This window comes from Oceanospirillum maris DSM 6286, assembly GCF_000422865.1.
Taxonomy (GTDB): domain Bacteria; phylum Pseudomonadota; class Gammaproteobacteria; order Pseudomonadales; family Halomonadaceae; genus Oceanospirillum; species Oceanospirillum maris.
This window is the reverse complement of sequence record NZ_AUGW01000011.1, coordinates 153760-167879: the sequence shown is the minus strand read 5'-3', so window position 1 is coordinate 167879 and position 14120 is coordinate 153760. Positions and strand designations below refer to the sequence as shown.

The window sequence follows — 14120 nt, the reverse complement described above, 5'->3', positions numbered from 1 at the left end:
TTATGACAATAATCGACAAAAAATCATGCAGGATAGTCAGCAATACTCTCTGTCAGTAGACTCAAGACCTTCCCCATGCCTTGATGAAGCGCCGCTTCAATTTCTGCCATCGTGATAATCTCATCCGTCAGTCCTGCCGCCATATTAACCACAAGGGCAATACAGGCATAAGGTAGCTCAACTTCACGGGCCAATGCCGCCTCAGGCATTCCGGTCATACCGACAATATCGCAACCATCACGCAACATACGCTGAATCTCGCCGGCAGTTTCAAGTCTTGGGCCTTGAGTCGCACCATAGACACCCCTAGCCATAATATCCAGCTGCAGTGCTTTTGCCTTATTGACTAACCGTTGGCGAAGAGGCTCATCATAGGGCCAGCTAAAATCGATATGAACCACATGATCCAAGTCATCGGCAAAGAAGGTATGCTCACGCCCCCAAGTGTAATCGACGATTTGATCAGGAATCATCAACCCAGCAGGCTCACAATCAGGATGGATACCGCCTACTGCATTAACAGCAATAATAGCCGTGGCACCAGCGTTCTTTAATGCTTGGATATTGGCACGGTAGTTTACTTTATGGGGAGGAATTCGGTGCGGATGACCATGGCGTGCTAAAAAAAGCACATGTTTACCGCCAATGGAGCCTGTTATAATCTCGGCAGAAGGATCACCCCATTGAGTGTCCACTTTTTGGTGAGAGATTACATCCAAGCCATCCATTTCAGTCAGCCCAGTGCCACCTATGATTGCCAACATATTTTATCCTCTACCCTAAAACCGTTCCCATTAAAATAAAAAAGCCGCTGCACATTGCCAGCGGCCTTTACGTCTAGATCTACATGTACTTGAGTTTACATACCTTTAGGCGCATAAATACCCGGTGCATTACGCAAAAATCCTTGGAAATCCATGCCGTAACCAAAGAGGTAGCGGTCTTCAACGTCAAGCCCTGTGAAGTTCGCTTTCATACCTTTCTCAGCTTTACGATCATGCATTTTATCGACTAAAACCGCACTATAAACCGCTTTTGCACCTTGCTCATTACAATACTCTAGAATAGCAGCCAGAGTGTGGCCTTCATCTAAAATGTCATCAATAATCAAAACCGTGCGGTCTTTCATATTCACTTCTGGTGGCACACGCCAGTAGAGCTCACCGCCGGTCGTTTCACCTCGGTAACGTGTCGCATGAATATAGTCAACTTCTAGAGGAAACTCTAAACGAGTTAGCAAGTGACCTGTCGTAATTAAGCCGCCATTCATAACACAATAGACAACAGGCAGTGTATCGCCCAATTGCTGAGAAATGTCTTCAGCCATTTTATCTAATGCGGAATCAACCTGCTCTTTTGTACAAAGGCAATCTGATTCAGTAAAGACTTTTTTAATACGTTCCAGGTTATTTTCGACTGGCATTGTTTTATTCCAACGGTTTTTTTATGTCATCAAATAGTTAAATCCCAGCTAAATGCCATTAAAGCACTGAGCTGGGATTCATTGAATATCTCAGAGCCGTTTAGACAAGTGACTCAAGTAAGTCCGCTACACGGTTATAGCGAGGGTCTGCATCAAGGGCATCCAATGTCGGTCGTGAATGCACACTTAACGCAGCAAGACGTTGCTCCGAGCGCGGAGAAAACTCATAGTCCTCCAGTGCATCTAATACTTGTAACGCGCCTGCTCGATCATTACACACCAAAACCATGTCACAACCGGCGGATAAAGCAGCATGGGTTCGTGCGCCATAATCGCCCGCTATGGCTGCACCGGCCATGCCAAGGTCATCGCTAAAGATCACCCCTTTAAAGCCTAACTGGCGGCGTAGAATGTCTTTCAGCCAGTAAGGGGAAAAGCCTGCCGGTTCCGGTGCAACCTGCTTATAGATCACATGGGCAGGCATCACACCATCAAGCATTGGGCATAACGCCGTAAACGGTTTTAAACAACTAGCATCAATCTCTGAAAATGAGCGCTCATCAACAGGTAAGTCCACATGAGAATCTGCAGCCACAAAGCCATGCCCAGGAAAGTGCTTGCCAATAGCGGGCATACCCGCTTCATGCAACCCTTCAATCAAAGCATCTGCCAAACGAGTCACAACATCAGGACGGCCTGAGAAAGCTCGATCACCAATAACATCACTGGTGCCGTAGTCCAGATCCAACACAGGGGCAAAAGTAAAGTCTAGCCCATAGGCCAATAGCTCAGAAGCCATTAACCAACCAATATCCCATGCCAGTTCAAGAGCCGCTTCTGGGTCTTTCATAAATAATGCGCCAAGACTCGCCATTGGCGGAATGCGAGTAAAACCATTCCTAAAGCGCTGTACACGGCCACCTTCATGATCAACAGAGATAAGGATATCAGGACGTAATTCACGAATACTGCGTGTTAAGTATTCCAGCTGGGCAGGGTCTCGATAATTACGGGAAAACAGAATAATACCGCCCACCATCGGGTGAACTGCCAGCTCACGCTCATCATCGGTCAGCTCGTACCCTTCCAGATCAAGCATTAGGGGACCATGGGTCATAGCGACATTATCCTGTAAAGAAGTGAATAAACCGCGAAATTTAGCAGAGAACGGCCAAGAAAAAAACCTTAAACGTACCAACGCCCGTATTTGAAGGGAAAAAAACAGTAAAGAAGCAACAAATGGAACGATATGTAGAACTATATGCAGAAAAAACTACATCATTCAGCAAATATAGCTAAACATTCCCAATATAGACTGGCAAATAAACGGGAACAACCTCAAACAACAAAACAATATCCTGTAGCCGCATTCGGATACAGCCGTGGGATTGAGCAATTCCCATAGGTTCCGTATCGGGAGTGCCATGCAGGTAAATATAGCGACGCATCGTATCCCTATTACCAAGACGGTTACGACCCAGTTCCAAGCCACTCAGCCATAAGATGCGCCCTAGAATCCAGTCTCTATCAGGGTTTTCTCGACCTAATTGCTCGGTATAGCACTCACCAGTCCAGCGTCGCCCACGGTATACCGCATTAGCCGGATGCCCTTGACCAATTTTTGCACGAACCAAGTGCCAACCCAACGGGGTTTGACCGCTGCCTTCCTCTTCCCCCACGCCGTTAAGGCCGGTAGAAACAGGAAAGCTAAGCTCAACAATACCTCTGCGAATGACGTAAAGTTTTTGATGCGATATATCGACTTGCAACCAATGCCCAGAAGTCGCAAAAAACGACCAGTCAGGCGCTAATGCCGGTTGATAACCACCCTCTTCGTTAGCATGGGTCATTTTAGATCTCTACACTCGCTTCACTCGGCTCTGTTAGAGCATCTGGAACGGCCAGAACATCAGGAATCGGTGCCGACATACCGGCAGAGACAAAAGGGATTAACCGCTGAACCACATCTCGAACTCGGGTTTGTTCATTAAAATCCTGTTCAGCAATATCTTTAAGAGCATCTAAGCTAGACATCGTAAAAACAGCGGAACCTAGCATAAAGTGCAGCCGCCAAAAACGCTCAACATCCGGTAGATCACTAGAAGCATCACGTACCATACTTGTAAAACGGAAAAACACGCTACCGTATTGTTCCTGTAGGTAGCGGCGCATATGACCTTGAGCCTGAGTATAAGCCAAACCCAGCAAACGCATAAAAACAGACAAGCCATTACGGGTCGGGCTTGGCATGGTAATAACCGTTGTCGTTAGGGTTTCTAAAACCGCATTCAACGGGATCTCTTCACCTTTGTATTGTTCTTCAAGCCGATCCATTTCATCATTAAATCGCGCAGAAAAAGGGTCTAAATAACGGGCAAAAACAGCCTGTATCAAAGCCTTTTTAGAGCCAAAATGATAGTTTACTGCAGCAAGGTTAACCTTGGCCTTACTGGTTATTGTCCGCAAGGAGGTTTCTGCAAAACCTTTCTCAGCAAACAACATTTCAGCGGTATCCAAAATACGACTGACGGTATCTAATTGAGCCATGCTCACCTCTATAAGTATCTTTTTACTGCGGCACGACTAACTTAAAGAGCACGGGACCCAATATAAAGCACTGCACCAACAAGCTAACCAAGAAGCAATTATCAAACGAATGTTTAAAACATAAATACAATCGGAAGCAAAGTCAAGAATCCGCACAACCAAGGGCAATTAAAGGCATCATCTTGAAGTATTTATAGAAAAGCATCAGAAATCGCCATAAAAATAATGACCGAACCTCCTCTCCTGAGGTGCCCTCCTTAAAGATTCCTTATAAAAATGCCTATCGGGGAAGACAAAAAGCTATTTTTGTGTAAACTGTATGCAAGTACACGCTGTATAAAATGACAGATGAGACATCATGATAAAACTGACTAAACGCCAGCAAGAAGTGCTCGACTTCATTACGTCACACATGGAGTCTACCGGATACCCTCCAACACGAGCCGAAATCGCTAAAGCACTGGGCTTTCGGTCTCCCAATGCAGCAGAAGAGCACCTTAGAGCCCTTGCCCGCAAAGGTGCCATAGAAATGATTCCGGGCACCTCTCGTGGAATCAAACTACCGACGCATAGCCATCAAGGTTTGCCTGTGATCGGCCAAGTTGCCGCCGGTAGCCCTATTTTGGCTCAAGAGCATATCGAAAGTTATTCTGGTGTTAGCGCCAGCTTTTTTAGGCCAAAAGCACACTACATGCTAAGAGTGAGAGGCCTAAGCATGAAAAACATTGGCATTATGGATGGGGACTTGCTCGCCGTTCATCAAACCGGTGATATTCGCGATGGTCAAATTGTTATTGCTCGTATTGGCGACGAAGTAACTGTGAAGCGTTTTAAACAGGAAGGTAACTTGGTTTATCTCATTGCCGAAAACGAAGAGTTTGAACCTATTATTGTTGACCTAGAAACCGACTCTCTAGCGATTGAAGGCATTGGCGTCGGCATTATTCGTGGCGGTTACGGGCAAGGTTTGCAGTAAATTTTTATTCCCCCATCCTTAAAAAAATCATTAAAAAAACCCCCAATATAGGCTGTCCAGCCATTGGGGGTTAATTCATTGTCTTAATATCAAAATCACGTCACACGATCCATATCTACCCTAGTGAATAACCGAGTGCTCCGTTGGGCCTTCCTCATCCTCTTCGCCCCATAGGCGGTTATCCTGAATCGCTTTATCGATCATTTCACGGGCGATATCAAAACTTGCGCCACGTAGGTGCTCAACAATCTCTGGTGCAAAACGAATGCGCACCAAGGGTTCACCTTGATGGTCGTCGGCGGATTGCAAAATGACATCGCCATCGGCAAGCTCAACAATTTCAAGAAACGGGCTGTCAGACAAGGTGGTTACCTCTAAAAAAATAAAGAATGAGACAGTTCATGCTGCTTGTATCAAAATTCCTGCATGGTTTGACGTAAATCGTCCACAAAAGCGTGCATATGATCCAGCCATAAACGTAATTGCTGTTGATCTGATGTCGAGTCACTTACGGCCGAAATCAAATCTATATTAGAATCCACAGGGACTGCTTCCGCTTTACTCGGTTCAGGTAGCCAGCAAGCTTGATAGCGCTTTTGCAGCTGGCTTAGCCAGCTAAAGCTATCTGCTTCTAATGCAAGCACACGGTTAAGCTGCGGCAATACACACCCATGTTTTTCCGCCGCTTGCTGTAAATCTGACGGCGTTTTCCACTCTCCGGCTGGCAATCGAGCGGTCTCTGCAATCTCATACAGTAACGCCTGTAAAGCACCCTGAAGATGAAACACAACCGCTTCAAAATGAGCAGAGGCATACGCCGGACGAATTAATTCATCCTGTGCGTCAATCTGATCGAAATGTTGTAACAATAACCGTGCAGAATAGAGCTTCTGCATAGTTCGTGATGCAAACGATGCCATAGAAGGAAAACCTGATTCAGACCAGAAATAGGCATGTGCTTTTGAAAACACATAGATTCAGAACGCTAAAAGGCCGGTCTTAACCGGCCTTTTATAGACGTCATTTTCCGCACAGTTTAGCTGAAATCCACAGGATGTGAACTAGCTTTTAGCTGTTTTTCGTACCGCTTTTTTCTTCTCACGGCTAACCCATTGACCTCCCTCATAAAAAGCTTGCCAGCCCGTGGCCTTACCTTCTATTTCTGTCATAAGGTATTGCTCTTTATTCTTACGGCTAAAGCGGATAACGGTTGGATTTCCATCCCCATCGTGAGTAGGGCCATCCATCAAAAAGTTATACTTAGGATCAATTTCTGCTTTGTGCGGCAGAATTTCAACCAGCTGAGGTGGACGTGTTTCACGATTTTTCGGGAACTGACTTGCGGCCAAGAATAGTCCAGAAGCACCATCACGCAGGACATAATGATCTTCAACTTTTTGACAGGCTAGCTCCGGCATAGGCACAGGATCCATTTTAGGGGGCGCTGCTTCACCACTTTTCAGCAGCTTACGGGTATTTTTGCAGCTCTCGCTGGTGCAACCAAAGTACTTACCAAAACGCCCTGTTTTTAGCTGCATCTCAGATCCGCACTTATCACACTCAAGCACAGGGCCATCGTAACCCTTAATCTTAAACTCGCCCTGCTCAACCTCGTATCCCGTGCAATCTGGGTTATTACCACAGACGTGAAGCTTGCGCTGCTCATCAATCAGGTAACTTTCCATGGCTGTACCGCACTTAGGGCAACGACGCTTAGCCCGTAATGCCTGTGTTTCCGCTTCATCACCCGCATCCGCACTAATCGCCTCTTCACCAGGCGTTAGATTGATCGTAGTTTTACAGCGTTCTTTAGGTGGCAGGGCATAGCCTGAACATCCTAAGAAAACACCGGTACTTGCTGTGCGAATCTGCATTGGGCGGCCACAGCTTGGACAGGTAATGGAAGTTTCAACGGCCTGATTCGGACGCATACCGCCTTCCTCAGACTCGGCCTGAACTAACTGCTGACTGAAATCTTTGTAGAAGCTATTCAGCAAGTTCTTCCAGTCATTTTTGCCCTCGGCGACATCATCCAGCGCCTCTTCCATGCGAGCGGTAAAGCTAAAGTCCATTAAGTCGCTAAAGCTTTCCGTGAGACGATCGGTGACAATATCGCCCATTTTTTCCGCATAGAAACGTCGATTTTCAAGGCGTGCATAACCACGATCCTGAATGGTTGAAATAATCGCAGCGTAGGTCGAAGGACGGCCAATACCTCGTTTCTCAAGCTCTTTGACCAAGCTCGCCTCAGTAAAGCGCGCAACTGGCTTGGTAAAGTGTTGCTTAGGCAGCAGTTGTTCTAGGGTTAATACATCCCCAACCTGCAAATCAGGCAGAGACTGATCTTCATCTTTTTTGCTGTTAGACGGCATCACTCGGGTAAAGCCATCAAACTGCATCACACGACCACGGGCGCGCAATTCAAACGGCCCTGAGGCAACAACCAGAGAAGTGCTCATAAACTCCGCAGGCACCATTTGGCAAGCCACGAATTGACGCCAAATAAGCTCATAGAGCTTCTCTGCATCGCGCTCCATACCGGTTAACGCCGTTGACTTACGAGTGACATCCGATGGACGAATCGCTTCGTGGGCCTCTTGGGCACCTTCCTTGCTGCTATAGCGAACCGGATCTTCTGGCAGATAGTTTTTACCAAAATTATCGGCAATATAATCACGGCAGTTATCAACGGCCTCTTGACTCAAATTGGTCGAGTCAGTACGCATATAGGTTATATAACCCGCCTCGTACAAGCGTTGCGCTAACATCATCGTTTTCTTAACGCTATAGCCTAAGCGAGTACTCGCGGCCTGCTGTAGCGTTGAGGTAATGTAAGGTGCCGTAGGTTTGGTCTGCGTTGGCTTGTCTTCGCGCTTAGCAACCGTAAAGGCCGCTGAGTTAAGAATAGCCAAGGCAGCATCAGTCTGGTCTTTACTGGTCGGGCGAAAGCCCTTACCGTTCTCTTTGGTTACTTCACACTGAAAAGCCATCGTACCATCACGGTTTAGATCCGCATGTACGTCCCAGTATTCTTCAGGGACAAAGGCACGAATTTCACGCTCACGCTCAACAATTAAGCGCACAGCAACCGATTGCACTCGACCGGCAGACAGGCCGCGGGCAACCTTGGCCCATAGCAGCGGCGATACCATGTAGCCGACAACACGATCTAGAAAGCGACGTGCTTGTTGAGCATTTACTCGGCTCATATCAAGGCGACCAGGTTCTTTAAACGCATCCTGAATCGCATTTTTAGTGATTTCATTAAATACAACGCGGTGATAACGCTCTTCATCACCACCAATAGTTTCCCGCAGGTGCCAAGCGATGGCTTCCCCTTCGCGGTCCAAATCCGTTGCCAGATAGATTTGGTCAGCATCTGCTGCCAGCTTTTGCAGTTCAGAAACGACCTTCTCTTTACCCGGCAAAATTTTATAATGCGCTTCCCAATCATGTTCAGGATCGATACCCATGCGCACAATTAATTGCTCTCGTGCTTTGCGCTTTTTATGAATCGCTTTTTCATCCGGACTCATCTTTCGGGTAATCGCTGCCGCTTTGGCCCGCGCTTTAGCATCAATAGGCTCTTTTACACCACCGCTCGTTGGTAGATCACGAATATGACCTACACTCGACTTGACGATGAAGTCTTTGCCCAGATACTTGTTGATCGTTTTAGCCTTTGCAGGAGACTCGACGATAACCAGTGCTTTTCCCATTAGAGCGTCTCTTTATCTAAGGCTGTTAAGAAACAGTATATTCAAGAAAGTAAGTCTGTACTTTTGGCGTAATTTATTCGAAGGCAACTAACGAGTAACTCACTGACAGCACCAACATCCAGACCAGAGAACCAAAAATACAACGGTTAATTCGATAACACATTTAACTCGGTAACAAAAAATATGCGCCTCTTTTGCAAGATACGACACACCTTGTCAAGTACTACCTAAAAAAGGCGTATAAACTACCCCAGCAGATTAAAGAGTTCCAGCCCCAACATCAAAAAAGGCTTTTTATGCCTTAAAACGATGCGAGAGGCCATCTAAAAGCATTGTAATGACTAAAAACACTGTGGTTACAACCCTTTATCTCTGACTGCCTTTTTGAAAAAGCATTGCTTTTCTTACGGTTACCCTCCAATCTTAGGATGAAGTTGGGTGAAAAAACAAATGTGTCGACATATTAATCATCAGAACGACCCTGTCAGCCAGCAAGACAGTCACGCTAAAAGCATCAACAACACCATTTAAACTCTCACCCTTTTATTAACAACTTTCACCCTTTCAACAAGGAAGAGCCTGCAGCAATATTAAGGGCCGACCACGCCAGCTCTGCACAGTCTTCCTATAAAGCTTTTTATTGAACACGCTTTAACGAGGATAGAAACCATGACCATTATTCGAGTTGCTATAAACGGGTTTGGCCGTATTGGCCGCAATATTCTTCGTGCTTATTTTGAAGGCCATCACACGGATACCCTTGAAATTGTCGCGATCAACGACCTTGGCGATGCGGCTATTAATGCGCATCTACTGCAATATGATTCTGTTCATGGGCGTTTTGGCTATGAAGTGAGTCATGACGAACACTCACTAACCGTTGACGGACATACCATCGAAGTTTTCGCCGAGCGCGATCCAAGCAGACTGCCTTGGGATAAGCTAAATATTGATGTTGTCCTTGAGTGCACCGGGCTTTTTACTCAGCGAGATAAAGCCGCAGCACATTTAACCGCCGGTGCGAAAAAAGTGTTAATTTCCGCCCCATCCCCTGATGCCGATGCAACCGTAGTTTTTGGTGTTAACGAACACATACTAAAAGCCGAACACCAGATTGTCTCCAACGCCTCATGCACAACCAACTGCTTAGCCCCTGTGGTGAAAGTTCTGCATGACACCCTGAATATTGAAAGCGGCATGATGACAACCATTCACGCTTACACCAACGACCAGCATCTTACGGATGTTTATCACACGGATCCTTACCGTGCCCGTTCTGCGACTCAGTCCATGATCCCCACAAAAACAGGGGCTGCTGCCGCTATCGGACTAGTACTGCCGGAGCTGGAGGGGAAATTCGATGGTCTGGCCGTTCGCGTACCCACCAACAACGTATCCTTGGTGGATTTAAGTATTGTGGTCAGCAACCCTATTAGCGCAGAACAGATCAATCGAACCCTTGAAAAAGCCGCCCAAGACTCACCAGTCATGGGTTATAATAGCCTACCCTTGGTATCCATTGATTTTAACCATTGCTCCGACTCCTCCGTTTTTGACAGTAACCATACACGGGTTCAAGGCCGTCTTATTAAAGTCATGGCTTGGTATGATAATGAATGGGGATTTTCAAATCGTATGCTGGATACCGCGCAAGCACTGATGCAAACAAAGCTCTGAAACCTGCAAGATTAAGGAATCACAAAGAATGCGTAGAACCAAAATCGTTGCCACTTTAGGCCCTGCAACGGACAGCCCTGAACGACTTGCCAAAATACTGCAATATATCGACGTAGTACGTGTTAACTTCTCCCACGGCGAACCCGAGGAACATCAAGCTCGGGTTGAAGCCGTTCGCAAAACAGCCAAAGAGATCGGTCGTTTTGTTGCCGTATTAGGCGACCTTCAAGGGCCTAAAATTCGTGTTGCTCGCTTTAATGATGGCCCGATCAAGCTAGCCGTAGGCGATCTATTTACACTGGACATGGCCCTAGAGCGTGATGCTGGCGATCAAAACCGTGTAGGGGTTGATTACCCTCAGCTAGCCAATGATGTGATCTCTGGTGACACCCTGCTGTTAGATGATGGCCGCATCCAGCTCAAAGTGAACGAGGTTGTTGGTCAGGAAGTACGCTGCACCGTCACGGTGGGCGGAAAACTGTCCAACAATAAAGGCATCAATAAGCAAGGCGGCGGCCTTTCTGCTGCGGCACTAACTGAAAAAGATAGGAAAGATATCAAAACGGCCATCGCCCTTGATATGGATTATCTTGCGGTATCATTCCCTCGCACCGGGGATGATATGCGAGAAGCTCGGGCGCTATTGGGCGATGAAGGCAAAGATATTCATCTTATTGCCAAGGTTGAGCGGGCAGAAGCGGTTGCTAACGACGACGTTATGGATGATCTCATCAACGCCTGCGAAGGTGTTATGGTTGCCCGTGGCGATCTTGGCGTAGAGATTGGTGATGCACAGCTTATTGGCGTACAGAAACGCCTTATTCAACGCGCCCGCAGCCTGAACAAAGTCGTTATCACGGCAACCCAGATGATGGAATCTATGATTTCTAGCCCTCTGCCAACCCGTGCCGAAGTGTTTGATGTTGCCAATGCTGTATTAGATGGCACCGACGCCGTTATGCTGTCCGCAGAAACCGCCGTTGGCGAATTTCCGCTAGAAACCGTACAGGCAATGGACCGTCTTTGTCGTGGTGCAGAACTTGAGCGTGTTGCCCAGCAGTCTAATCACCGTATGCACGAAGGCTTTAGCCATGTTAACGAAGCCGTAGCGCTTTCTGCTATGTATGCTGCGAACCATTTAAAAGGTGTTAAAGCGATTATCTGTATGACCCGTTCAGGACTAACCCCCCTGTTGATGTCTCGCATTCGCTCAGGCCTGCCTATTTTTGCGTTTACAGCCAAAGAGCGCACCCAAAAGAGAGTTGCTCTCTATCGTGGCGTTACAACCGTACCTTTTAACCACAGTAGTACCGACCCAGAATCGATTAACAAAGCCATTGATGAGCTAAAACAGCGTCATGCTGTTGCCGCTGGAGACACCGTTATTTTGACCCGAGGCGACCATCAAGGCACCCATACGATGACGATTATTCCCGTTGTATAAGTTAAAACAAACGGTTAAATCGATAAAAAAACCTGTTGTATGACGTAAAAAAAGCCTTTGTACAAATAAAAACATTCGCCAAATAGTCGTATAGAGCATCGGGCAAATACCGCAAAAAAACGCACTATAAATAAGCAAGTCGTGCACACCAAGCACCAAATTAAAACAACTCACGAACCACGCTAAAGCCTGCAATCCTACTGGGATGTCAGGCTTTTTTTGTGCCCAACATCAAGCCTGCTATCAATTAGAAATAGACCACTAAACAAACCACCACAAAACATTTGCACGCTAACAATCCCTATAAAAAGCACTAACTCCAGAAAAAATTAGCCCTTGAAAGAAAAATATCAGCGGGTTATTGTATAAATATACTTTGAACCCTAAACAAATATTATGAATAGTGACATTATAGACTTAATTAGATTTACCCAACCCGCATTAAAGGACGGTCTTGCTGTTACAGACCTGATCCAAAACTCACCACCACTTGATCTGAACTCAAGCTATTGTTACATGCTGTGCTGCTCTCTTTGGGCAGAAACATCGGTATGTGCCTGGGAAGGCGATAAGCTTATTGGCTTTGTTTCCGCATTTATCCGCCCAGATCAACCCGAAGCCCTCTTTATCTGGCAGGTTGCCGTTCACGAGGATGCCCGAGGCAAACAACTTGCCAAGCGCATGATTCTTGAAATACTCAATCGCCCCGCCAGCCAGCCAGCCAAAGTGCTGCACACCACGATTTCACCGGATAACACCGCATCATGGCGGATGTTTGCAGGCCTAACCCGCACTCTGAAATGCGAATCCCGTACTTTCGATTTCCTTGACAAAGAGTTGCATTTTCACGGTCTGCACGAATCCGAAGAGCTGCTTGAGATCGGACCTTTCCAGCACCCGTAAAACTGGAAGTGTTAAGGCCCAACGCCTGTCCTTTTAAGCCTTGATTGTGTTCAAGTTACCCCATCAATCAAGAATGCAGCTAGCAACATGCTGATATTTAACGAATTAAAATATAACGGAGCACACGATGATTTTTAAAGAGTATGAGTCTGAAGTTCAGAGCTACGCACGTTCTTTCCCAGTTATTTTCAACAAAGCGAAAGGCAGCAAGCTGTATGACACGAACGACAACGAATACCTTGATTTTCTAGCAGGTGCAGGTTCTTTGAACTACGGACATAACAATCCAATTCTCAAAGAGAGCTTGATCGAATACATCCAAAGTGATGGCGTTGCCCACGGTTTAGATATGCACACAGAAGCCAAAGCAGGTTTTCTACAGGCATTTAGCGACATCATCCTGAAGCCCCGCGGACTGGATTACAAAGTGCAGTTTACAGGCCCAACCGGTGCTAACTGCGTTGAAGCCGCTCTTAAGCTGGCACGCAAAGTAACCGGACGTCATAACATTGTTTCTTTCACTAATGGTTTCCACGGCTGCACACTGGGCGCTTTAGCGGCAACCGGTAATAGCCACCATCGCGGTGGAGCAGGCCAACCTTTAAGCGGCGTAACGCGCCTGCCTTACGATGGCTACTTAGGTGATAACTTTAATACCCTTGAGCTATTCAAGAAGATGTTAACCGACAATTCCAGCGGCCTAGATATGCCTGCAGCGGTTATCATTGAGATCGTTCAGGGTGAGGGTGGTCTGAATACGGCATCAGGAAAATGGCTAAAAGAGCTATCTATTCTATGTAAAGAGCATGGCATACTGTTTATCGCAGACGATATTCAAGCGGGCTGTGGCCGTACCGGTACCTTCTTTAGCTTTGATCAATTTGATATCAAGCCAGATATCGTTACCTTGTCTAAATCTCTGAGCGGTTTTGGTTTACCGTTTGCGGTAACCTTGTTTGACCGTAAACTGGATATCTGGAAGCCAGGTGAGCATAACGGTACTTTTCGAGGCAACAACCACGCCTTTATTACGGCGACAAAAGCACTAGAAACGTACTGGGCTGACGACAAGTTTGCGAGCCATATCCACGCTCGTAGCGAACAGCTGAAGCAAATTCTTAACCGCATTAGTGATACATACCCAGATTTATACCGTAAAGGTCGTGGTTTGATGCAAGGTATCTGCTGCCCATCCGGTGACATTGCCGATGATATTACATCGCTATGCTTTAAAGAAAACCTGATTATCGAAACCAGCGGCCCTGAAGGAGAGGTTGTCAAATGCTTCCCGCCACTGACGGTGACAGAAGAAGAAATGGCCCAAGGCCTTAGTGTTCTAGAGCGTGCTTTTGAGCAGTACTACAGTGCTCATATGGATCTAAAAAAGGCGAGCTAATAATACGCCAACGTTACGCCTTTACTTTGAACTCC

13 protein-coding genes are annotated in these 14120 nt (G+C 46.6%); 5 read left to right on the top strand and 8 right to left on the bottom strand.

The genetic code is table 11. The features are described 5' to 3' along the window. Window positions 1–23 precede the first annotated feature (23 nt). The 5 genes from G517_RS0104620 to G517_RS17730 all read right to left on the bottom strand — a co-directional run bounded on the left by G517_RS0104620 (window position 24) and on the right by G517_RS17730 (window position 3970). Window positions 24–764 carry an S-methyl-5'-thioinosine phosphorylase gene (locus G517_RS0104620; RefSeq protein WP_028303444.1) on the bottom strand — a complete coding sequence of 247 codons (741 nt, stop codon included), beginning with the start codon at window positions 762–764 and terminating at the stop codon, window positions 24–26. Between the two features lie 95 nt (window positions 765–859). Beyond that, window positions 860–1423, bottom strand: a complete 564-nt coding sequence (locus G517_RS0104615) for a hypoxanthine-guanine phosphoribosyltransferase (protein ID WP_028303443.1) — start codon at window positions 1421–1423, stop codon at window positions 860–862. Between the two features lie 100 nt (window positions 1424–1523). Continuing rightward, on the bottom strand, window positions 1524–2540 hold the full coding sequence (nagZ, locus tag G517_RS17735) for a beta-N-acetylhexosaminidase (protein WP_036590358.1): 1017 nt from the start codon (window positions 2538–2540) through the stop codon (window positions 1524–1526). A 178-nt stretch (window positions 2541–2718) separates the two neighbouring features. Continuing rightward, on the bottom strand, window positions 2719–3273 hold the full coding sequence (locus tag G517_RS0104605) for a L,D-transpeptidase (RefSeq protein WP_084632063.1): 555 nt from the start codon (window positions 3271–3273) through the stop codon (window positions 2719–2721). 1 nt (window position 3274) lies between these two features. Then, window positions 3275–3970, bottom strand: coding sequence for a TetR/AcrR family transcriptional regulator (locus G517_RS17730; RefSeq protein WP_051206040.1), 696 nt, complete (start codon window positions 3968–3970; stop codon window positions 3275–3277). 358 nt (window positions 3971–4328) lie between these two features. On the opposite strand from G517_RS17730, the gene lexA reads away from it, so the two are divergent. After that, on the top strand, window positions 4329–4946 hold the full coding sequence (gene lexA / locus G517_RS0104595) for a transcriptional repressor LexA (RefSeq protein ID WP_425413770.1): 618 nt from the start codon (window positions 4329–4331) through the stop codon (window positions 4944–4946). 120 nt (window positions 4947–5066) lie between these two features. Here the strand turns inward: lexA and G517_RS0104590 are convergent, their stop codons facing one another. The 3 genes from G517_RS0104590 to topA all read right to left on the bottom strand — a co-directional run bounded on the left by G517_RS0104590 (window position 5067) and on the right by topA (window position 8665). After that, window positions 5067–5309: a hypothetical protein gene (locus tag G517_RS0104590; RefSeq protein WP_028303440.1), complete on the bottom strand. Its 243-nt coding sequence runs from the start codon at window positions 5307–5309 to the stop codon at window positions 5067–5069. A gap of 50 nt (window positions 5310–5359) precedes the next feature. Next, on the bottom strand, window positions 5360–5866 hold the full coding sequence (locus tag G517_RS0104585) for a DUF6586 family protein (protein WP_028303439.1): 507 nt from the start codon (window positions 5864–5866) through the stop codon (window positions 5360–5362). A 141-nt stretch (window positions 5867–6007) separates the two neighbouring features. After that, a complete protein-coding gene (gene topA / locus G517_RS0104580; protein ID WP_028303438.1) occupies window positions 6008–8665 on the bottom strand; it encodes a type I DNA topoisomerase in 2658 nt (885 codons plus the stop codon). Window positions 8666–9334: 669 nt separating this feature from the next. On the opposite strand from topA, the gene gap reads away from it, so the two are divergent. From gap to ectB, 4 genes are all read left to right on the top strand, one after another. Beyond that, complete coding sequence (gene gap, locus G517_RS0104575) at window positions 9335–10342, top strand: type I glyceraldehyde-3-phosphate dehydrogenase (RefSeq protein WP_028303437.1); 1008 nt, start codon at window positions 9335–9337, stop codon at window positions 10340–10342. A 28-nt stretch (window positions 10343–10370) separates the two neighbouring features. After that, window positions 10371–11786 carry a pyruvate kinase gene (gene pyk / locus G517_RS0104570; protein ID WP_036590355.1) on the top strand — a complete coding sequence of 472 codons (1416 nt, stop codon included), beginning with the start codon at window positions 10371–10373 and terminating at the stop codon, window positions 11784–11786. A gap of 396 nt (window positions 11787–12182) precedes the next feature. Then, on the top strand, window positions 12183–12689 hold the full coding sequence (gene ectA, locus G517_RS0104565) for a diaminobutyrate acetyltransferase (protein ID WP_028303435.1): 507 nt from the start codon (window positions 12183–12185) through the stop codon (window positions 12687–12689). Window positions 12690–12816: 127 nt separating this feature from the next. Then, a complete protein-coding gene (ectB, locus tag G517_RS0104560; RefSeq protein WP_036590353.1) occupies window positions 12817–14085 on the top strand; it encodes a diaminobutyrate--2-oxoglutarate transaminase in 1269 nt (422 codons plus the stop codon). The last annotated feature ends 35 nt before the right edge of the window (window positions 14086–14120 follow it).